16 protein-coding genes, 1 tRNA gene and 1 pseudogene are annotated in these 21612 nt (G+C 35.1%); 13 read left to right on the plus strand and 5 right to left on the minus strand.

Annotated elements, in window-relative coordinates:
- Window positions 1-9: 9 nt before the first annotated feature.
- Both IPN70_03360 and IPN70_03365 read right to left on the minus strand, forming a co-directional pair.
- Complete coding sequence (locus IPN70_03360; protein ID QQS60905.1) at window positions 10-1977, minus strand: hypothetical protein; 1968 nt, start codon at window positions 1975-1977, stop codon at window positions 10-12.
- 46 nt (window positions 1978-2023) lie between these two features.
- Window positions 2024-2857: a patatin-like phospholipase family protein gene (locus IPN70_03365; protein ID QQS60906.1), complete on the minus strand. Its 834-nt coding sequence runs from the start codon at window positions 2855-2857 to the stop codon at window positions 2024-2026.
- Window positions 2858-3125: 268 nt separating this feature from the next.
- Between IPN70_03365 and thpR the strand changes: the two genes are divergently transcribed.
- From thpR to mnmA, 10 genes are all read left to right on the plus strand, one after another.
- Window positions 3126-3674, plus strand: a complete 549-nt coding sequence (gene thpR, locus IPN70_03370) for an RNA 2',3'-cyclic phosphodiesterase (GenBank protein ID QQS60907.1) — start codon at window positions 3126-3128, stop codon at window positions 3672-3674.
- 32 nt (window positions 3675-3706) lie between these two features.
- Window positions 3707-6175: an ATP-dependent Clp protease ATP-binding subunit gene (locus IPN70_03375; GenBank protein QQS60908.1), complete on the plus strand. Its 2469-nt coding sequence runs from the start codon at window positions 3707-3709 to the stop codon at window positions 6173-6175.
- Window positions 6176-6248: 73 nt separating this feature from the next.
- Window positions 6249-7103 (plus strand): class II fructose-bisphosphate aldolase, encoded by an 855-nt coding sequence (locus IPN70_03380; protein QQS60909.1) that lies wholly within the window; start codon window positions 6249-6251, stop codon window positions 7101-7103.
- A gap of 23 nt (window positions 7104-7126) precedes the next feature.
- Window positions 7127-8119, plus strand: a complete 993-nt coding sequence (gene gap, locus IPN70_03385; protein QQS60910.1) for a type I glyceraldehyde-3-phosphate dehydrogenase — start codon at window positions 7127-7129, stop codon at window positions 8117-8119.
- A gap of 344 nt (window positions 8120-8463) precedes the next feature.
- Window positions 8464-9720: a U32 family peptidase gene (locus IPN70_03390; protein QQS61852.1), complete on the plus strand. Its 1257-nt coding sequence runs from the start codon at window positions 8464-8466 to the stop codon at window positions 9718-9720.
- 100 nt (window positions 9721-9820) lie between these two features.
- Window positions 9821-11680 (plus strand): transketolase, encoded by a 1860-nt coding sequence (locus IPN70_03395; GenBank protein ID QQS60911.1) that lies wholly within the window; start codon window positions 9821-9823, stop codon window positions 11678-11680.
- 65 nt (window positions 11681-11745) lie between these two features.
- The gene (locus IPN70_03400; GenBank protein ID QQS60912.1) at window positions 11746-12363 is read left to right on the plus strand and encodes a cyclase family protein; all 618 of its coding nucleotides are present in this window, start codon (window positions 11746-11748) and stop codon (window positions 12361-12363) included.
- Between the two features lie 255 nt (window positions 12364-12618).
- On the plus strand, window positions 12619-13290 hold the full coding sequence (locus tag IPN70_03405; GenBank protein ID QQS60913.1) for an Ig-like domain-containing protein: 672 nt from the start codon (window positions 12619-12621) through the stop codon (window positions 13288-13290).
- A gap of 19 nt (window positions 13291-13309) precedes the next feature.
- Window positions 13310-15049, plus strand: a complete 1740-nt coding sequence (locus tag IPN70_03410) for a hypothetical protein (GenBank protein QQS60914.1) — start codon at window positions 13310-13312, stop codon at window positions 15047-15049.
- Window positions 15050-15271: 222 nt separating this feature from the next.
- Window positions 15272-16375 carry a tRNA 2-thiouridine(34) synthase MnmA gene (mnmA, locus tag IPN70_03415; GenBank protein ID QQS60915.1) on the plus strand — a complete coding sequence of 368 codons (1104 nt, stop codon included), beginning with the start codon at window positions 15272-15274 and terminating at the stop codon, window positions 16373-16375.
- Window positions 16376-16480: 105 nt separating this feature from the next.
- Here mnmA and IPN70_03420 read toward each other — a convergent pair whose 3' ends face one another.
- Window positions 16481-16783 (minus strand): hypothetical protein, encoded by a 303-nt coding sequence (locus IPN70_03420; GenBank protein QQS60916.1) that lies wholly within the window; start codon window positions 16781-16783, stop codon window positions 16481-16483.
- A gap of 187 nt (window positions 16784-16970) precedes the next feature.
- On the opposite strand from IPN70_03420, the pseudogene prfB reads away from it, so the two are divergent.
- The 3 genes and pseudogenes from prfB (at window position 16971) to IPN70_03435 (ending at window position 19486) form a co-directional block, all read left to right on the plus strand.
- Window positions 16971-18059: pseudogene (gene prfB, locus IPN70_03425) on the plus strand (peptide chain release factor 2).
- Window positions 18060-18171: 112 nt separating this feature from the next.
- The gene (locus IPN70_03430; protein ID QQS60917.1) at window positions 18172-19278 is read left to right on the plus strand and encodes a hypothetical protein; all 1107 of its coding nucleotides are present in this window, start codon (window positions 18172-18174) and stop codon (window positions 19276-19278) included.
- A gap of 136 nt (window positions 19279-19414) precedes the next feature.
- Window positions 19415-19486, plus strand: a tRNA-Gln gene (locus tag IPN70_03435).
- 260 nt (window positions 19487-19746) lie between these two features.
- Here the strand turns inward: IPN70_03435 and IPN70_03440 are convergent.
- Both IPN70_03440 and IPN70_03445 read right to left on the minus strand, forming a co-directional pair.
- On the minus strand, window positions 19747-20409 hold the full coding sequence (locus tag IPN70_03440) for an ABC transporter ATP-binding protein (GenBank protein QQS60918.1): 663 nt from the start codon (window positions 20407-20409) through the stop codon (window positions 19747-19749).
- Window positions 20410-20417: 8 nt separating this feature from the next.
- Window positions 20418-21608 (minus strand): HlyD family efflux transporter periplasmic adaptor subunit, encoded by a 1191-nt coding sequence (locus IPN70_03445; GenBank protein QQS60919.1) that lies wholly within the window; start codon window positions 21606-21608, stop codon window positions 20418-20420.
- Window positions 21609-21612 lie beyond the last annotated feature (4 nt).

Genomic DNA, 21612 nt, shown 5'->3' on the forward strand with positions numbered 1-21612 from the left:
GGGATTATCTCATACAATTCCTTCAGAATCAATATCTGAGACCCAATTGATAGGAAGTGATTGAAGATCTTTTATGATTTCCTTTTCAAGAGGATTTGTCCAAATAGTAAAAATTTTTAGAACAAGAGCAAGGTGCTGAAAATGGAGATCTTTTTTTTGAATAGGAATAAAAGATTCTCCAAGATTTAGAATATCTGATGAATATTTTGAAAAAATTTTTCGAATAAAATCAGATTGTTTAAGGAGAAGCGTAGTATCATTATGTTTGCCTAAGAGTGTTATTCTTTTTGCAAAGGGAGGGTATTGTAAAACACGACGTTCTTCGAGAAGTTCTGTTTCGAAAGAATCTTTTCCTTCTTGAGAAAGGAGCGCTTTAATGACTCGGTGATGAGGTTGGTATGTTTGAAGTGTGAATGTGAGTGATTTTTCGGCCAGGTGAGAAAAAAGGTGGAAAGCATTTTCTTCCGCAAGATAATCAGGCCATTTCCAGAAAGAATCTGTATCAATAACGCCGGATCCTCCTATTCTTTTTCCAAAATATCGATAGATGGCTGTGGGTGTTCCTATAATAATGTCATTTTTTGAGAAAAAATCATCCGTTCTTTCTAAATTCTTTATATCTGAATCAATTCGCATGATTGAAGCGTGAGGAAACTGTTGTTTTATGAGCTTTTCTACTGTTTGAGTTCCTTCGATTTTTCGAGTAAATTCCATTTCATGACAGGAAGGACAATGAGCAAATATATCTAAAGTGTAGGAACAATGACCGCAATAATAAGTTCCATTAGAACGTGCTATAAGAGCATGATCGCACTTTGGACAAGAGAGTATGTTCTTACATTGATTACAAACATTAAGAGCTCCCATTCCTCGTCGAGAAACAAGGAGGAAGAAATTACGTTTTTTTTCAAGAGTTCTTTGAATAGTATTTTTAAGGTCATTGGAAATATGAACTGATCCAAAAGGAATCTTTTTATTTTTTGTATAATATTTCTTTTGAAGAATTTTTCTTGGGTACGTGACGTGAAGAGATGGTATAAATCTCGTTTGAATTTTTTGGATGAGCCATTTTTCTTTTTTTGCAAGGAAAAGGGAAGAGATGCTTATAGTAGTGCTTGTAAAAAGAAGTTGAGCAGAATAGATATCGGCAAGTTTTCGAACAACTCTTTTTGTGTCATAACGAGGTGTTATTTCTCTTTGTTTATGAGAAGATCTTTGTTCTTCTTCCAAGATAATAAAACCGAGATTTCTAAAAGGACAGAAAAGAGCGCTTTTGGTTCCAAGTATGAATCGAATTTCTTTTTTTTCTTTTATTGAAGTAAGGGCGAAAAATTTCTTTCTTGGAGTGAGAGATCCATGAAAAATCACGAATGTTTTTGGATCCAAAAATTTTTTTATGAAAGATTCGGCAAAAAAAAGAGATGCTTTATCTGGAAAAAGTATAAGATGTTGTTTTTCAGGTTTTGTTTTTTCTCGTAATGCGAAGAAAATAGCTTGTAATCTTTCTTCACTAGGAGGACTTATAAGGAGTGAATGCCTTTTCTTTTGAAAAAGATCAAGGAAGGAAGTTTCAACCTCGAGATAATTTTTTGGAAGATAAAGCTGTCTGAGAGGAAGATGAGAAAGAGATTCTTTTTCAGGTTTTTTTGGTTTTTTGGGAAGAAGAAAAGATCGGAAGATTTTTTCAGGAGGGGTGAGATATTCTTCTGAAAAGAAACGTGCAAGCTGAATTTGCTTTTTTGTAAGCATATTTTTTTGAAGAACTTTTCTAATGGCTCGGTACTTTCTTTCTTCTGGCTGTTTTTTGTGAAGAGAAACAACAATTCCGGAAAGAATTCTTCGACTAAAAGGAATTTGCACATAATCCCCACACTGAATATTTTTGTCGCAAGTATAGGTAAAGAAAATATATTTTTGTATACCAAAAATTTTAGCAAAAACAGCCACATCAGCAAAATATTGTAATTCAGATTTCATAAAATCATTGTGAATGGCTTTTTTGTGTTTGACAAGATAAAATTATTTAAAAAATCTCGTGTTTATCTTTTGAAATGGTTTTTTCTTTTATTAACTTTTTGAGTTGGGGAAGTATGTTTTTTGTTGCTTTTTCCCCGAAAAGAATTTTATCCTGACCATTAACAAATGTATACCATCGATTTTTTTCAAGATTAATTTCTATGGTGATATCAGCACTTTCTGAATTAAGAAGCGCTAAATGATGCCGAAGAATACGAAGGGAATCATTAGCTATATCGTACCAACCAGGTTTCCATTGTATATTTAAGTAATGCTTGTCTAAATTGACAGCAATAACAATATCAGCTCCCATACCCCGTACGATTCTCGCTGGTACAGGAGAAGATAATCCTCCATCAGCAAGAATTTTCCCTTCTTTTTCTGTTGGTTTGAATACAAGAGGAATGGACATACTTGCTTTAATAGCCGATGCCATAGCACCCTTATTAAGAAGAACACATTCTCCAGTTTTTAAATCAGTAGCTACGGCAGTAAAAGGAATTCGGCATTTTTCTATAGTTTTTTCTTTGAGGGTATCGTTGAGAAAACTTTCAACTTTCCCTCCATTAAGAAGTCCATGCCGAAGATTGGGATCGAAAAGTACAGAAAGGAGCTTTCTCCAATTTGTTCCAGAAGCAAGAGATTCTATTTCAGACACAGACAATCCTGATGCATAATATCCTCCTATCATAGAGCCAATACTAGACCCTGCTATGCAATGAATAGGAATATTATTTTCTTCTAAAATCTTAAGAACTCCAATATGGGCTAAACCTCTCGTTCCTCCACTTCCTAATGCGAGGCCGATAATAGGGGATGAGGAGGATGATTTTTCTGGCATATAATTTTTTGTGAAGAAGTAGAAATATTTTTTGAAAATATATACTGGTGGACTGTTACCAATTTCCATTTTCTATTGCAATTTTCAAATTTTCACTGCAAATTCGATAAAGATTTCATTTACGAAAAGAGATTGACAATAGTTCTATACTAACTTTTATCCAAATAGAGTCTTTTGTCAAAATTTTAAGAGTATAGAGAAAGATGAAAAATTTTTTTGAAAAATCGTAAATATTGTGTATACTCTAAGAAAAGACTAAGATGGAAGTATGGTACGAAAACTTTTTATAGGGATACAAATAGATGGAAGAGCAAATGCTGTAATAGAGAGAAATCTTAAAGAATTTTCTTCTTTTCAAGTTTTTTGGACAGAGGCCCAACAAAGATATATTACATTGCTTTTTTTGGGAAATGTAGATGATGAATATCTTCCTCATATAAGTGAGGGAATCCTTCGCGCTGTTGAGGGAATGGAGGTGTTTGATATTTTTTTAGAAAAAATTTCATCTGGTCCGGACAAGAACAATCCTAAATCAATTCGCGCTTGGGGTGAAGAATCTGATGAATTAAGTAAATTACATGATAGATTAGCAAAAGAATTAAATTCATTTGCGAAAATAGAAAAAAAACGTTTTTGTTCACACGTAACACTGGGACGATTTCGTCGCATAAAAAATAGGAGTGATTTAGGTGAAGAAGATTATTTTTTTGAAAAAAAAATTCATATTCCCGTTTCTGTTTCTACTGTAACACTTTTTGAAAGTGCGGAAGAAAATGGAAAAAGAGAATATTTCCCAGTAGATGTTTTTGATTTATAAAAAAGAAAAAGTTTCGAAAAAAATAAAAATATATGGAATTTTTTTTGTGGTATTATCATGATGGATTAAAAAGCTTTTTCCGTGTTTGGAGAAATTATCTTGAACACGGATGGGATTTTTTTTCTACGAAGGATCTCTTGAAAACACTCTTTTCTCCATGGAGAAAAGACATAACCCCCAAAACATGGAGAGGTCTTGCTCCCTTGAGATCAATGCGAAGATTTATAGAAAATATTTTTTCTCGATTTATCGGATTAATTGTTCGATTCTCAGTAATTATATTTACAATTGTTTGGGAATTTTTTATTTTCTGTATTGGTTCTATTCTACTTTTCATTTGGCTAAGCGCACCCTTTTTGCTTTTAGTTGGTCTTCCTTTGGGATTTCTCTTTGAAACTTTTTTCTTACTTTTCTTTGTAACGTTTTTTGTTTTTCTTTTTTCTTTATTTTGTTTTTTTCAATCAAAGAAGGTGTTTTTTTCGAGAATGGATCTTGCTGACCTATACGAATTCCCAGTATTTTCACGAGTATTGGCGAGAGTGGATATAGATCGTTCTGAAATAAAAAAAGAGGATCTTCTTTCTAAGAAATCAATTATTGCTTTTTTGGAAACGAAAAATGTTCGTTGGGAAAATTTTGTAAAAGCTCTTGATTGGGAAACTTCTTTGGCTGATGAAAAATTTCGAAAATCTTTATTTTGGACTAAAAGTCAGCTTTTTCGTATTCAACCGATAGGAAGACAATGGAAATTTGGATACACACCTCAACTCGATGATGTGAGTGAAGATGTTATTTTTTCTTTATCTGGGGAATTTTCTTCTATGCGAGTATGCTCTCATAAGAGAAATCTTGAAGTTTTGACGCTTATTCTTTCAAGATCGGATCAAGATAATGCTCTTCTTGTAGGAAGATCTGGATCGGGACGAAAAACAATCGTGAATTGGTTTGCTAAATATATACATGAGAGGGTGCTTGAGGGATCTTTTCGAGACGTAAGAATTCTTCGCCCCAACATGGAACAAATTTTTTCTTTGGGATCTCAGATGGGATCTGTCGCGACTTATATTGAACATCTTTTTGCTCAAGCCGCATTTGCGGGCAATGTTATTCTTGTTATAGATAATCTTGAAAACTATATTGGTGAAGGTGCTATAAAAAATGGAAATCCTGACATTACTCCCACGTTAGAAAAATTTCTTCCTCTGGGAAGTTTTCGTCTTATCGCTACTGTTTCTGAAGAGGGTTTTCATTCTTACATAGAAAGAAATAGTTCCATCGTTAAACATATGGAACGTATTGATGTGGAAGAAATTTCTGAAGAAACCGCTATAGATATTCTTTTGGACGAGTTTACTCAGCTCGAAGAGAAAGAAATTGTTTTTACGGTAAAAGCCTTTCGATACATTGTAAGTCAATCAGGAAGATTTAATTCTGGAGTTCCTCTTCCTGAACGAGCATTGGATCTTGCTAAAGAAGTCCTTATTTATAGATCGAACCATCCCAAGGGAGGAAGAATTGATTCTCACGCTGTGAATGAATATATTACTCTTAAAACGGGAATACCTATCGGAGCTATATCAGAACAAGAGCGAGAAAAACTTACTGATTTGGAAGTCCTTATGGCTCAGCGCATAGTAGGACAAAAACATGCGGTTTCGCAGTTGGCGAAATCTCTTCGAAAAGCACGAAGTGGTGTTGAGGAGTCATTTCGTCCTATAGGATCTTTTCTTTTTCTTGGACCTACTGGAGTAGGAAAAACAGAGATGGCTAAAGTGCTCGCAACTACTTATTTTGGAGGAGATGCTCGTATGGTACGTTTGGATATGAGTGAGTTTCAATTGCCCTCTTCTTTGGGAGATCTTATTGGTTCGAGAGAAATGGAAATGACAGGAAAATTAGCTTCTCTCGTTCGAGATAACCCTTACGGAGTTCTTCTCTTGGATGAATTAGAAAAAGCTGATCGCAGGGTTTTGGATATTTTCTTACAGATTTTGGATGAGGGTTTTTTTACGGATGCATTTGGTTCGAAGGTTCGTTTTAATAATCTTATTATTATTGCCACATCTAATGCTGGATCTGTTTTGATAAAAGAATATTATGAAAAAAATCCTGATGGAAATGTTGAGGAAATAGAAAAAAAGGTTTTAAGCGCAATGGTGAATGAAGGAACTTTTCGGGTAGAATTTCTCAATCGTTTTGATGATGTTATTTTCTTTTTTCCGCTTTCTCAAGAAGAGCTTTTGCAGGTTACTGAAATACTTTTAAAGGAATTTGCTCAAAATGTCTGGAAAAATAAACATATACGAGTTTCTTTTGACACAGACATTGCTCAACTTATAGTTACTCATGGCTATGAAGCTTCGTTTGGAGCCCGATCTATTCGAAGATATATAACTGATTCGGTAGAAGCTTTTATTGTAGACGCTATAATTTCTCGGAGTATGAATGAAGGGGAAGAGCTTTTCGTTACGGCTAAAGATTTACAAATTATTTTTTCATAAGAAAAAAAATGGATATTTTGAAATTTTTCTAGTAAATGGTAAAATGAAGATATAATTTTGGAATAAAAATAGTATGATAGAGAATGTTGCAGATATGCTTGTGGAAGCTCGTCGGGAAAGATATGCTGTTGGGGCTTTTAATGTTATGAATTTAGAAACAACACACGCTGTTTTGTTGGCTGCAAAGAAAATAAGAGTCCCGGTCATTCTTCAGTTTACAGAAAGTACTATGAGGTATATTGGGGGGCGTGCAATTTTTTATACAATTAAAAATCTTAGTGAATGGTATTATCCTGATGTTCGAGTGGGTATCCATTTGGATCATGGAAAAAATATAAAAGTAATTCAACGATGTTTGGAAATGGGACTTCCCTCCGTTATGTTTGACGGGTCTCGAAGAGACTATGAAGAGAATATTCGCCTTACTGCTGAAGTTGTTCGTATGGGACATAATCGAGGAGCCTCTGTTCAAGGAGAACTCGGTTCAGTTCCTTATTCTAGTGAAATGAAAGATATTGAAATAGATTGGGATAAATATATGACAGATCCTGATCAGGCGAGAGACTTTGTGGCAAGAACGGGAGTAAATACTCTTGCCGTTGCTATTGGGAATGCTCATGGATTGGCTAGAGAACGAGTAACGCCTGATTATGATCGATTAAGTCGTATCGTTGAAAAAATAAATATTCCTATTGTTATGCACGGCGCTTCTGATTGGGAAAAAGATCGTGTTCACGAAGTCGTTTCTCGAGGAGTTTCTTGTTTTAATGTGGATACTAACTCTAGAGTAGCTTTTGCAGGGAGTCTTTCTCGGGCATTTCAAAAAGAAATAAAATTAAATACGGACTTGCGTCAAATCCTTGGAGATGCTCGAGACACCATGCAAGAAGCTGTTGAGAAAAAAATGCGAATGTTTTCTATGGAATAAATATAAATAATCTAAAAATAAATATGAAAAAAATAGCTATAAATGGGTTTGGACGAATTGGTCGAGCTGCATTTAAAATTGCACTTTCTAAAAATGATATTAAAGTTGTTGCTATAAATGATTTGGCAGATGTCTCGTCTTTGGCACATCTTCTTAAATATGATACGGCGTACGGAAGATACGAAAGAGAAATTTCAAGCAAAGAAAAAACTCTTGTTGTAAATGGTGTTCAATTTCCGGTTTTTTGTGAATCAGATCCAAAGAATCTCCCATGGAGAGATCTTGATGTGGATGTTGTTTTGGAGTGTACTGGAAAATTTGTAAAACATGATGATGCAAAAATGCATCTTGATGCTGGAGCAAAAAAAGTAATTCTTTCAGCTCCTTCTAAAGGAGGCGAAGTCCCAACGGCTATTTTGGGAGTAAGTGATGAGTCGATATTTCAAGAGGGGGATTTTTTTTCTAATGCATCTTGCACAACAAATTGCATTACTCCAGTAGTAGAAGTGATAGAAAGAATCTTTGGTATAGAAAAAGCTATGATGACAACTATTCATTCTTATACTGCTGATCAAAGACTTCAAGATTCTCCTCATGATGATATGAGAAGAGCTCGAGCTGCTGGGGCTAATATTGTTCCCACAACTACGGGTGCGGCTATTGCAACAACGGAAGTTATTCCGAGTCTTTCGGGAAAATTTGATGGACTTTCAATGAGAGTTCCTACTATTGTAGTATCTTTGAGTGATATGACATTTGTCTTGAAACGAAACACTACAGTTGAAGAAATAAATAATGCTTTAACAGAGGCTTCGAGAGAAAATCGTTATCGGGGAATTTTGGGAGTTACTGACAAACCTTTAGTTTCATCTGATTTTATAGGAGATTCTCGATCATCAATTGTTGATTTGGCACTTACTAAAGTGGTGGATGGTAATCTTGTGAAGGTGGTTTCTTGGTATGATAATGAATGGGGATATTCTCAACGATTGGTTGAAATGGCACAAAAAGTATAGATTGAAATTTCTTAGTAATATCCTGATTTAAAATTCTAAATACAGCCATTTTGAAGCAAAAACACTTCAATTTTATTGGTTAAAGTTCTAGAATTTCGGTTTTAAGTTTAAAAAATTTTCTCAAAATATCTGGATATTCTGTTAAACTTTCATCGAAATCACAGTAAAAATTTGAAAATCGCACTAGAAAACGGAGAGACCTTTAATATTTCTCAAAATTTTTGTGAATTTATTTCAGAAATTATTTGATTCATACTTTGAAATAAGAATTTTAAAAAACAATCTCTTGCATAAAGGGTCTTTTTAGGCTTGAATGAATTTTTAAGAATTATTATATGAATGAAATGAAAAAAATAGCAGAAATTATGGCGCCGGCTGGAAACTTTGAATCTTTAGAGGTTGCGATCCAGGCAGGGGCTGATAGTGTGTATTTTGGTGTGACACAACTGAATATGCGAGCAGGATCTTCTTCGGCAAGTTTTGCTTTGAAGGATATAGAGAAAATCGTAGAACGCTGTAAAAAGGCAAAAGTAAAAACATATATTGCAGTAAATACACTTCTCTATGATCATGATATGGAAGTTGCTAAAAAAATAATTAATAGCGCCAAGGAATTTGGAGTGGATGCTGTTATTGCTTTTGACTTTGCTGTGTTGCAATACGCACAAGAAATTTCAATGCCGGCACATATTTCTGTTCAATTTTCTGTATCAAATTATGAAGCGCTTAAATTTTTTGCACCACTTACGAATAGAGTAGTTTTGGCTCGTGAACTTACATTAGAGCAAATAAAAGCAATTCACGAAAAAATTCAAGAAGAACAACTTATGGGAAATGAGGGGCGATTGATGGAAATAGAAGCTTTCGCTCATGGGGCGCTTTGTGTAGCGCAATCGGGAAGATGCTATATGAGCCTTTTTACTGATAATGCTTCTGCTAATCGGGGTGTTTGTCGACAAAATTGTCGTGCTCAATATAAAGTTACGGATGTGGAAACGGGAAAGGAACTCGTTATTGATAATCACTACGTAATGAGCGCTTCTGATATTTGTACTATTGATTTTTTGGATAAACTTATTGACGCTGGTGTGAGTGTGCTGAAAATTGAAGGAAGGGGGCGTTCCCCAGAATATGTTTCTATTGTAGTTTCTACATATAAAAAAGCTCTTAAAGATATTGAAAAAGGTAACTATACCCAAGAAAAAATAGAGAATTATTATAAAGATTTGAAGAAAGTTTTTAACCGAGGACTTTCTCGAGGGAATTATTATCTTGGCCAAGAATTAGGTTCTTATAGCGGAAGCTATGGTTCACAGGCTCAGGAGTCTAAGGAATATATTGGGGAAGTGACGAATTATTTTGGAAAAATATATATTGCTGAAATGAGAATGGATTCTGGAACTTTAGCGTGTGACGATGAGATATACGTTATCGGAGAAACTACAGGAATACTTCGTATAAAGATTCAAGAATTAAGAATTGATAATGGTGAGAAAAGAAATAGCGTAGAAAAGGGTGGGCTTATAAGCTTTCCTTCAAAAGAAAAGCTTCGCAGAAAAGATCGTGTTTATAAAATTGTTTTGGCAAATCGTGAAAAATAATTTTTTAAAAAAGGGGAGGTAAAAATTTGAAAATTTCATGATAGAAAGAGTTTGATGAGGATAGTTTCATAAAGGGAAGGTTTAAAAATACAGAGAAAATATGGATATTCAAAAAATTGAAGAAATTTCACGTAAAATTCGAAATTGGTGCGTAAAAATGACAACTATTGCGGGTTCAGGACACCTAACATCATCTCTTAGCGCTGTAGAAGCTATGGTGGTTTTGATGTTTTCCAAGAAGCATTTTTTTCGTTACGAACTAGAAAATCCTGAGCGTATAGATAATGACCGATTAATCTTTTCAAAAGGACATGCTTCGCCATTATTTTATTCACTTTGGGCTATGGCTGGTGGTGTGAATGTGGAAGATCTCAAAACATTCCGAACATTCGAAAGTGTTCTTGAAGGGCATCCCACAAGAAGATTTCCTTTTACGGAGGTTCCCACTGGATCTCTTGGGCAAGGTATTGGTATTGGTGTAGGAGAAGCACTTTATGTAAAAAAATTTTTTAAGGAAAATCAGAATATTCCTCGTGTGTTTGTTCTCTTGGGGGATAGTGAATTGACTGAAGGTTCAGTTTGGGAATCAGCGATGATAGCTTCTCATTACAAACTTGATAATCTCGTGGCTATTGTGGATGTGAATCGTCTTGGTCAACGTGGAGAAACTGTAGATGGCTGGAATCTTAGTGTGATAGGAAAAAAATTTGAAGCATTTGGTTGGAATGTTGTAAATGTGGAAGATGGACATTCTCCAGAACAAATTGAGAATGCTTACGAACTTGCAAGAGAAAAGAAAAAACCATGTGCAATACTTATGAAAACTTTGAAAGGAAAGGGAATTTCTTTTCTAGAAAATAAAAATAATTGGCATGGAAAAGCGCTTAATGATGATGAAGCAAAGCGGGCTTTGGAAGAAATTGATGATAGGAAAGAGGACTTTTTTTTGAAACTTCCGAAACCTGAAGAATATGAAAAGAGAGAGATTCTTGTTGATCTTTCAGAATATCAACAAGAAACTTTTACTAAAGGCTTACGAATGGCCCCTCGGAGAGTGTGTGGAAAGACTCTTGCTCGTATGGGGAAATATGATGAGCGGATCGTGGTTCTTGATGCAGAGGTGAGTAACTCTACTTCAAGCGAAGATTTTGGAAAGATATACCCAGAGAGATTTCTAGAAATGTTTATTGCTGAACAAAATATGGTTTCGGTCGCAACTGGCATGGCAAGACGTGGGGCGATACCTTTCATTTTTACATTCGGAGCTTTTTTTTCTCGAGCATTCGATCAGATTCGTATGGCTGGCTATAGTGATGTCTCGATGATTTTCATTGGATCGCATGTAGGTGTTTCTATCGGTGAAGATGGTGTTTCGCAAATGGCTTTAGAGGATATGGCTATGTTTTCAACTATTGAAAATGTTCATATTTTTTCTCCTTCAGATGCTGTTTCTATGGAAAAATGTTTATATCTCGGAAAAGATTTAAAGGGGTTAACATATATTCGTTCTACGCGAGCTGAGCTCCCTGTTCTCTATCAAGAGAATGAAATATTTTCCTTGGGCGGATCTAAAACACTTCAAGAAAGTAAGCAAGATGTTGTTACGGTTATTGTTTGTGGAATAACTGTACACGAAGCACTTCGTGCGTATGAGATATTAAAAAAAGAGAATATCTTTATTCGTATTGTAGATGCTTATAGCATCCGGCCTTTAGATAAAGAGATGATTCTTCGAAATGGAGAAGAAACGAGTGCTATCATCACTGTAGAAGATCATAGAGGGCATGGAGGGCTTGCGGATGCTGTGAAAGAGATATTATGTGAAATTGAAGGAATGTCTGTAAGATTTCGATCCCTTGCTGTTCGTAAAAGGCCTCAAAGTGGAAAACCAGAACAACTTCTTCATTGGGAAGAAATTGACGCAGAGGCAATTGTAAAAACAGTAAAAGATCTTTTATAGCGAAGGATTGCTTTGCGAATAGCTATAAATTTATAAAACAAAAAGATATAGACGGGACATACTTTATGAAGATACATGATATAACACAAATGCTTTCTCCTAAGATGTCGATTTATCCTGGAAACCCTCCGGTAGAGTTTGAAATATTTGAAGGAGAAACCTCGACTCATACTAAGGTATCTTTTGGAACACATACGGGAACGCATATTGATGCACCTAAACATGTTTTCAAAGATGGTCTTGGTGTAGATAAAATTCCTTTGGAAGCTCTTTATGGTGTGTGCCGAGTTCTGGATCTTTGTCAGGTAAAGGAATCTATAAAAAAATCTGATTTAGAACTTTACAATATACAAAAAGGAGAACGAATTTTGGTTCGTACAAAAAATAGCACCCTTGATTCTTCATATTTTTATCCTGAATATATCTATTTAGATGGAGATGCTGCTGATTGGCTTGCAAAAAAAGAAATAGCACTTTTTGGTATTGATTATCTTTCGGTTAAAAAGCGTGGAGGAGCTGATCATCGACCACATACAGCACTTCTTGAAAAAGGTATTATTATTTTTGAGGGATTATGTCTTCAGGATATAAAAGAGGGAACGTATGTATTTATAGGGCTTCCTCTTAAATTTGAAGGACTTGATGGAGCTCCTGCTCGAGTTATTCTGATAGAGGAAGAATAAAAATTTTCTTGTATGAGATTAAGAAACTTTTTTAGTCTCTCTAAAATAAAAACTTTCTATTTTAGGTTTATGAAAATCGTACAAGAATTTATAGAACTGTGTCATAAATGAGACAGGAATGTTTTTAAGTCATTTTGTTTTAACTCTAAGGCAAATCGAGGTAATGATACAATCTATTGTAAGAATATTTCACGTATGCTACATTAAAAATAGCTTTTTTAATAAAAAAATAAAATAAATACATAAATAATATATATGTCAAAAACATATCTAGGTTTCAAAAGTAAAAGAATATTCCTGTTTTCTGTTTTTCTTGCTCTTTGTACTATCTCTCTTTTTGTCTATCAGATGTCTGGAAAATTATTTCAAGGCTGGTTTATGAAAGAAGAATCAGCTAACAATCTTTCTTTAGAAAATAAAATAGAAACCATTACTATTATTCCTCAAGAAAAAACTATTCTCAATAGTGATTATTTCTTTATGGAACTCAAATTGGGAGACGTTCATAAAGAAGAAGAAGCTACTTGGAAGTCTTCTGATACTACTATAGCTAATGTGTCAAATACTCCCGGAACAAAAGGTCAAGTGACTACGGGAGGAAAAGCAGGATCAGTTATTATTACTGCTGAGTATGAAGGGAAGATATACACAAGCAAGCTTCAAGTAGAAAATGCAGGATTGGAAGTTTCTTGTTTTCCTCGTAAAAATCCTATAAAAGTAGGGGAAAAAGTTGAATGGGTTCTTCTCTACAAAGAAATAGGTGTCCCTAATTATACCTATGAATGGACAGGAGATATTACTTCGAATATTGCACTGCCTGAAACAAGTTTTGACACTCCGGGAATAAAAAATGTTCATGCAAAAACAGAAGATGTAGTAGGGAATATGGCAGAAGCTCAGTGTGATCCTCTGAAAGTAATACAATAATTTTTTTAAAAACAGAAATATGAAGAATAAATATCTTTTTTCACTGGTTAAACCAATTATTTTTTTTGTAATATTTGTTTTTAGTTTTGTCTTTTCAGATTCTGTTTCAGCTGATTTGAGAGCAATATCGGGCACTTCTTATTGTCGTGGTCAGGATAATAAATATCCTTCGTGGGGTTATCTTTGTGGTGAACAAGCGAATCTTTCTTCTATTGAACACGGGAAAACCTTTGAACCAGGAGATTCGGTTACTTTTAGAGGCTTTGTTCTAGCAAGAGATACGGATATCGCTTGTAAGGCTTCTGTTGGATTTGGTACACAATGGAGTGGGGAGGGTCCACAGGGGAATCAATGGAGTGAAAGTCCAGAAAGAATAAAATATGCTTTAGGTATTATACCGGGCAATCTCGTGGTTCATAGTGATGGGAAAACATATTGCGAATTTAATGAAACACTTACTATTCCCAATGTAGAATTTCGTGAGGATAAGAAATTTAGAGCTATGGTGTATGCTCTTTACCAAGAAGGGGGAATGAGCTCTTACTCAAATCGTGGTACATTTTGGGAACATGTCTATATTAATCCTCCAGGAGGAGAGCGTCCCGTAATGAGAATTCAACTTGATGCTCATGGTTGTTCCGCAGTTACCCTAGAAAGACTTAGTGTTTCAAAGGCTAAAAAAAATGCTCAGCCATGCACCTTTACTTCAACTCCAGATAATGAAGATTGGAATAGTCTCATTCTTACGACAGGTGCGGATGGATCGGGAAGTATCCCTCAGAGTAAGTCTATAAAAACGCCAGATTTTAATAATGGGAGATTAACATTAAATGTCTCTTGCGTAGATGATAATGGGCAATCAGCAAGTTCTTCCGTTGTGACAACTTCTCAGACACCCTGCGCTTGTACTCCTCCTAAGCCAGTTAGTACACTTTGGCATCCAGGTGATAATGAAAATTTAACTGAATCTCAATCTTCGAAATATTCTGAATTTGATAATGAAGAACAATGCGAATTTTATTGTCCAACGGGATCTACTTGGAATGGATTTGCCTGCGTAGTTATTCCTTCCTATTCATGTACAGGGCTCGATCCCGCGAACGCCTTATTGTGTTCAGGCGACGATACTGATCTTTCTGAAAATAGAGCAAAAACTTTAGTAAATAGCTGTAGTCTTCCTGTAGGCTCAGCACCAAAATGCGAATTCATTTGTAAATTTGGATTTACTTTTGACTTAACTTCAAATTCCTGTATTGATAGTACCCCACAATACTCACTTAACGTTTCAAAAGATGGTCCTGGGTCGGTGAGTTGTACACCTACTAATTGTTCTTCAACAAACGTCAATAAGGGAGTTTCTATTACTCTTAGAGCTACAAAGGACGCTAATGCAATTTTTAACGGATGGACTTCTGATGGAGAAAATAAATGTCCTAATATTCTTGAAAATTGTTCTTTTCTTATGACTAAGGACGAAACTATAGTAGCTCATTTTGATTGTGAAAATGGTTATACTCTAATTGGAGGAATATGCCGAGCCGTTGAAGGAAAATGTAATACTACCTATACTACTTCTTGTTATGAAGGGGATCTTTCCGAAAAGGGTGCTGATGAGCTTTGTATTAATTCGAGGTTTGGTTCTCCTAGTGATCCAAAATACGCTTCTGGAAAATGGTCATGGACATGTCAAGGAGGTACTGGAAGTGCTGTTACCTGCGAAACAAATCAATGCGCACGATACAAAGAAGTAACTCCCTAAAAAGTACAAAAACGTAAGAATTTAAAGAATAAAAACTTAGAATAGAAGACTCTTCCTGAGGGAGGAGTCTTTTTGAGAGAATGTGTGTTTTAAGGAGAGGGGATTTGGATGCTTATGGAAACAACGTACGACGATTGTTCTCTTTGTATAACAAATGTAGGTTTGAGACTTTACTTTAAATCATTTTCTGTTAGTATATAAGGATTTTTTAAGATATATTCTATGCGTTTAGCATGTTTGGTTTCAGGGGGTGTGGACAGCTCTGTAGCTCTGACTCTTGCCAAAGATTCAGGTCATGAAGTTCATGCTTTTTATCTTAAAATTTGGCTTGAAGATGAAATGGCATTTCTCGGAGAATGTCCATGGGAAAATGACCTTACTTTCGTTCGTTCAGTTTGTAAAAAACTAAACGTTCCTCTTACGATTGTTCCTCTTCAAAAAGAATATCATGATCGAGTTATTTCGTATGCACTTTCTGAGGTTCGAGAAGGGCGAACTCCTAATCCGGATATTATGTGCAATTCTTTGATAAAATTTGGAGCATTTCAAGAATGGCTTGAAAAGAATGATACTTCGTTTGAAAAAATTGTTACTGGCCATTATGCCCGTTCAGGAGAATACAAAAAAGTTCATGGAGAAACTTTTTCGATTATGAAACTTGCCTGTGATAGAGTAAAAGACCAGACTTATTTTCTCTCTCGACTCACAAAAGAACAACTTAGGAGAACGTGGTTTCCTTTGGGAGAATATGAAAAATCTAAAGTTCGAGAAATGGCAAAAGAGAAAAACCTCCTTACTTTCGATAGACCAGACTCTCAAGGTTTATGTTTTTTGGGAAAGATAAGGTATTCAAGTTTTATTAAACATCATCTCGGAACGATGATGGGAGATATTGTGGATATTTCTACAGGAAGGATTCTTGGAAAACATGAGGGTCACTGGTTTCATACCGTTGGACAACGACACGGATTAGACCTTTCTGGGGGTCCTTGGTATGTAGTGGGGAAGGATATTCAAAAAAATAATATTCTTGTTTCTCATCGACTTAAAATGCCTGAAACGGAAAGAGCCTTTTTTGGTGTACGAAATACTTCATGGTTTTTGGACGAAGAAGATCTTCAAAAAAATTTCTTACAAAAAAAGCTTTTTTGTAAAATTCGACATGGAGAGAAAAGATATCAAGTTATTTTAGAAGGGGTTTCTCAAAATATTTCAGATTTTTCTGTTCGAATTCTTAAAGAAAAAGAAAGAGGAATTACACCTGGGCAATTTGCAGTTTTTTATTCTGATGATATGTGTTTAGGAAGTGGTGTAATTGTAGAATAAAAGAAAAAGAGCAATCTTTAAAAAAGATTACTCTTTGTGAATGAAAGCGTCCTCGAATTGGATAGGATAGAAAGAATGGGAAAAGTTGATACTGGGAATTAAGTATTAAGAAACCCAGAATATCAAGAGATCCCAGAAAATACTTATAAATCCTAGAAAGGCAGCTGCCCAATATTTTTTTATTAGGACTGCAAAGCCAGAGAGTATTACAAATAGCAAGGAAAGAACAGCATAAAGCCCAATAGAAGAACTCATTATAAAACCCTCTCTTTGTATTATGAGATCCAAGAAAATACTTATAAATCCAAGGAAGGTAGCTGTCCAATACTTCTTTATTAAAGCAGCAAAGCCGGAGAGTATTACAAACAGCAAGGAAAGAACAGCGTAAAGTCCGATAGAAGAACTCATTGTAAAACCCTCTCTTTGTGTGAAAAAAAAACATATTCGCCAAATAAAAGCGAACGAATTAGAAAATAAATGGATTTTCATAATTTGTCAAGATGTTTTTTGTCTGATATAGTAAATAAAATTTTGAAAAACTCTATTTTTGAGAATACATTAAAGAAAGAAATTATTATATTTTTTATGATACATGATGATTATCCGGAAAGACTGACCTATTTACAAGATAAACTCCCGCTCGTGCGGGACTCTCTTTGACGTTCCTAAGAAAAAAGAAAAACTTAAAGAGCTCGAACAACTTTCTTTGGCTGGAAACTTTTGGGAAAATAATGATAATGCCAAGGCCATTCTTCAACAAGCAGAAGCTCTTCGAAAAATAATTATACGCTTTGAAAAACTCTCAGAAGACATTTCTGATATCAAGGAATTTTTGGAAATATCTAAAACAGATGAAGAAAAAAGACAGATTGGAGAAATGCTTCGAGTGGGAGAAAAGGAGATGGAGGATTTTGAAAGATTTGTACTTTTTTCTGGTGAATATGATGAAAACAATATTTTTCTTACCATACAAAGTGGAGCTGGTGGAGTGGATGCTCAAGATTGGGCGGAAATGTTGTTACGAATGTATCTTAGATGGTGTGAATTGTCCGATTATAACGCAAGGATTATTGATGAATCTCGGGGGACTGAAGCTGGGATTAAAAGTGTAACCGTTCAAATCGAAGGGATATATGCATATGGAAATCTTAAGCATGAAGCGGGTATTCATCGACTTGTCAGGCTTTCACCATTTAATGCGGACCAGCTTCGTCAGACATCTTTTGCTCGAGTTGAAGTATTGCCAATTATTGATTCTTTGAAAGAAATAATGATTGAAGAAAAAGACCTTCGGATTGATACTTTTCGCGCTTCAGGGGCGGGGGGTCAACATGTTAATAAAACAGACAGTGCTGTTCGTATAACACATCTTCCCTCAGGAATAGTAACAAGTTGTCAGAACGAGCGATCTCAATCGCAAAATAAAGAGCGTGCTATAGCTCTTCTTTTGGCAAAACTTCATCAGCAAGCAATAGAAGTTAAAAAACAAGAAACGAATGAAATTCGAGGAGAAGCAAAAAGTGCGCAGTGGGGAAATCAAATTCGTTCCTACGTACTTCATCCTTATATGCTCGTAAAAGATCATCGAACAGGCGAAGAAACCCCACATACTCGAGAGGTTTTAAATGGAAGTATCGATCGTTTTATCCAGGCATCACTTCGAGGGCAGAAAAAACAAATGTAAATATTAAAGAAGACATTTAAATATTTTCACGTTTTCATTGACAAATAACCTAAATTGTGATTTAAAGAATAGGAGTTTTTTTACAACAACCCATAACCTATCGGAGATTTCAATGAAACAATTTTTTGTTTCCGTTGTCGTAACTCTACTTTTTCTTTTGAATGCGGGATTAAGTAATGCTTCAGAAGAGAGTTTTACTCTTAGCAGAGGTGAGACTCTTTTCGCTCTCTGTGCCAAGATTCGTCCGAATATGACGAAGGATGCCTGCTCTAAGGAAATTCTTTTTGCTAATAAAGATCGACTCAATGCTTCGTGGAATACTGTTTCCGAAGTAGAGCTTTCTTTTGGAAAGAAACTTTGGGCAGGTTATGCATATAACCTTCCAAATGAATTTATTAGTAAAGCCACTGACACTCCGTCACCGTCAGTACCAGCTAAAGAGGGGGATCTTGTCGTTCAAGAGAAACCGATTTCGCAGAAAGAAATCATTAAAGAATCTGGTGAAAAGAAGGAGGGGGGAAATTCTGTGGTGAAGACCCCAGAAACAAAGAATGACCTTTCTTCGGTGGTAAACCAAGAGAAAAAAACGGAAGGCGCAATAATTTCGATAGAGGTAACAAAACTAGAGGAAAATTTAAAGAAAAAGGATGCTATCCTTTTTCAGATTAAGGAGGAAAATTTTCGCCTTCAGCGAGAGTTTGATCGAGTGAAGCAATCCGAAGAAGCCTTGAAAGTTTCTTTGAAGGAGAATACTACTCGTTTGGAAAAACTAAATTCTTCTTCGGGAACACTTCTTCTTGTTTCTCTTGTAACCTCTCTCCTTTTACTTCTCGGAGGAATAGGATTCTTTTTCTCTCGAAGGAATTTGAAGAAAAATGGATTTACTAGGAAAAAAAGGATAGATTCTTTCTATCAAATTCCTAATGAAGAGTTAGAAGAAGATTCTCTTGAAGAAGAAACGTTGCAAAAAGAGAATGAGGAACTCAGGAGAAAAATCACTTCTCTAGAAGAGGAGAATGAAATTCTTTTCGAAAAAAAAGTTTATCTCTCTATTGGAGGAGAAACTCACGCCTTCGAGGTTAAAAGATTCATTCGGGATAAGTGGGGTGGTATCGTTCCGATGATTGCCGTTGATGGGGGTGTTTTATACAAAGCTCAAGGGAAGAAAGTTCCAAAGCAATGGGAAGAACGCCTCAAAAATTTAAAAATGGCAGCTTAAGTATAGGATAGAAAATCTATTCATACTCTTTTTTTAAAAACGCATTTTCTTTAGGAAGATGCGTTTTTTTCTTGCCAGAAAAGATATTTTTTGATAGTCTTTTTTTGTGGGGTTTTCTATTTTAAGATAATGTGTTTGGGGAATCGCCAAGTGGTAAGGCAACGGGTTCTGGTCCCGTCATTCGGGGGTTCGAATCCCTCTTCCCCAGCTAAGATAAAAATCCCTCCTTTGTGGAGGATTTTTTATTTGAGTATGAGAAGGGATTCGAACGGGTGGAAATGAGTCCTCGAATGTCGACAGACGCGAATGAATGAGCGTTTGGCGCCACCCCGGACAACGAAACGTCGTTTCGACGGTGAGGCGAAAATCCCTCTTCCCCAGCAATAAACCAAAACACATTCTTTCTAAATGAAGGTAAAAATTAAGAAATTTTAAAGGCATTTCTTGAAATGAAATGAACTAGGGGAATTATACAATTACGCCATCTTTTAAATTAATGTGACGTGAAGCAAAACTAGCTGTGAAAGTATCATGAGTAACTAAGATTATAGTTTTTCCTTCTTTTTCATTTAAGATTTTTAGGGTCTCCATTACCTCTGAAGAGGAATGACTGTCCAAATTTCCCGTTGGTTCATCTGCTAGAATAATACTCGGATTATTAATAAGTGCTCTCGCAATAGCTACTTTTTGTTTTTGCCCTCCAGAGAGTTCATTGGGATAATGAGAAATCCGATCATGTATTCCAAATTTTTTAGCTAATTCAATAGCTTTTTGTTTATCTTCTTTGCCTGCGTATAAACTTGGTATAGTAATATTTTCGAGGACTGTTAAATCAGGGATTAAATTAAAATTTTGGAAAATAAAACCAATCAAATCGTTTCGAATTTCAGACAAAGAATCTTCCGAAAGTTTGGAAACATCCATACCTTCCAAATAATATTCTCCAGTATCAGGGACATCCAAACACCCGATTATATTCATGAGAGTGGATTTACCACTTCCAGAAGGCCCCATTAAAGCTATAAATTCACCATTTTGTATAGAAATAGTAATAGTATGAATAACGGGAACTAATGTTTTGCCAAGTGTGTAACCTTTGGAAACATTCTTCAGATAGATGCTGTTTTCCATAGGTATTTTTATTTGAGAATAACAACCTCATCTCCTTGTTCTAATCCGCTTTTTATTTCAACCTTTTTTCCATTTGTGAAACCTGTTTGAATCTCTCGTTCGGAAAAATTATCACCATTTTTTAGAGTGACGGTTTGTTTTCCTTTGACGTTTTTTACGGCACCATTAGAAATCATCAAAACATTTTTCGCTTCTTTCGAAATAATTTCTGCTGATCCAGACATGTCACTTAAAAATGTAGTATCTCCATTATTGAGTATCTGTATTATTACTTTATAACTAGACAAACCATTCGTATCTATTTCTGGCACTATAGAAATAAACTCTACTTTAGCCTCGAATTCTTTGTCGGGATAAGCATCTAATGTTAGAGAAACGAGCATATCTTTTTGTGTTTTGAGAGCGTCAGTATCTTCTAATAAAGCTTCAAACCAAAAATTATCTTTATTGATAAGTGTTATAAATCCAGCATTGTTATCTTCTGAATTTGTATTGTTTTGAGTTGCCACATCTCCAACATTGCCATGTATACTGTCTACGACAATATCATTTCTGGGAGCTATTATATTGAAGGCATTGGTATTTTCTAAAGCCAAAGCATAGGTGGAAGAATTTTTTGATGATTCAAGTTTCGCTTTTTTATAATTTTCTTCCACTTGTTTCATTTGATATTTTGCATTATTAACATCAGCTTTGGCCGAAGAAACTTTTACTTTTTGGGCTAATGCTTGTGAGGAATTTTTCCCATTATCTTGAACATACTCATCATACAAATCCTCTTCTTTATCTAATTGATCAAGAGCATCATCATAAGCAACCTTTTTTATCTTATAGTCGACGCCATTCTTGGAAAGCCTATCCAAATCAACGTAAGAAGCTTCCAATATTGATTTTGCTTGCAATGCTTGATTATTGCTCTTTTCGATATCGAGGCTGGCGAGAATTTGTCCTTTTTTGACGATATCACCAAGCTTTACATTGATCGTGTCTACAATGCCTGAATTAAGAAAATTTAATTCCCATTTTTCATAGACAACTTTTCCATCCACCGAAAAAGAAACAGCAACATTGCCACGAACAACTTTCTCAATGGTATATTCAGGGGTTTCAGTATTTTTTTTAAGATCGTTTTTCCAAAATTGCCAAATTCCTACAAAAAAAATAAAGATAACAATAAAGATTATTACAATTTTTTTCATGAAA

This window comes from Candidatus Moraniibacteriota bacterium (assembly GCA_016699795.1).
Taxonomy (GTDB): domain Bacteria; phylum Patescibacteriota; class Minisyncoccia; order Moranbacterales.

Bases quoted from the DNA above. Each gene is read 5' to 3' on its own strand.
- IPN70_03440 (QQS60918.1), bottom strand. From the start codon at position 20,409: ATGGAAAACAGCATCTATCTGAAGAATGTTTCCAAAGGTTACACACTT.
- IPN70_03380 (QQS60909.1), top strand. From the start codon at position 6,249: ATGATAGAGAATGTTGCAGATATGCTTGTGGAAGCTCGTCGGGAAAGA.
- IPN70_03410 (QQS60914.1), top strand. From the start codon at position 13,310: ATGAAGAATAAATATCTTTTTTCACTGGTTAAACCAATTATTTTTTTT.
- IPN70_03395 (QQS60911.1), top strand. From the start codon at position 9,821: ATGGATATTCAAAAAATTGAAGAAATTTCACGTAAAATTCGAAATTGG.
- IPN70_03390 (QQS61852.1), top strand. From the start codon at position 8,464: ATGAAAAAAATAGCAGAAATTATGGCGCCGGCTGGAAACTTTGAATCT.
- IPN70_03375 (QQS60908.1), top strand. From the start codon at position 3,707: ATGGAATTTTTTTTGTGGTATTATCATGATGGATTAAAAAGCTTTTTC.
- IPN70_03360 (QQS60905.1), bottom strand. From the start codon at position 1,977: ATGAAATCTGAATTACAATATTTTGCTGATGTGGCTGTTTTTGCTAAA.
- IPN70_03405 (QQS60913.1), top strand. From the start codon at position 12,619: ATGTCAAAAACATATCTAGGTTTCAAAAGTAAAAGAATATTCCTGTTT.
- mnmA (QQS60915.1), top strand. From the start codon at position 15,272: ATGCGTTTAGCATGTTTGGTTTCAGGGGGTGTGGACAGCTCTGTAGCT.
- IPN70_03400 (QQS60912.1), top strand. From the start codon at position 11,746: ATGAAGATACATGATATAACACAAATGCTTTCTCCTAAGATGTCGATT.
- thpR (QQS60907.1), top strand. From the start codon at position 3,126: ATGGTACGAAAACTTTTTATAGGGATACAAATAGATGGAAGAGCAAAT.
- IPN70_03430 (QQS60917.1), top strand. From the start codon at position 18,172: ATGAAACAATTTTTTGTTTCCGTTGTCGTAACTCTACTTTTTCTTTTG.
- IPN70_03420 (QQS60916.1), bottom strand. From the start codon at position 16,783: ATGAGTTCTTCTATCGGACTTTACGCTGTTCTTTCCTTGCTGTTTGTA.
- gap (QQS60910.1), top strand. From the start codon at position 7,127: ATGAAAAAAATAGCTATAAATGGGTTTGGACGAATTGGTCGAGCTGCA.
- IPN70_03445 (QQS60919.1), bottom strand. From the start codon at position 21,608: ATGAAAAAAATTGTAATAATCTTTATTGTTATCTTTATTTTTTTTGTA.
- IPN70_03365 (QQS60906.1), bottom strand. From the start codon at position 2,857: ATGCCAGAAAAATCATCCTCCTCATCCCCTATTATCGGCCTCGCATTA.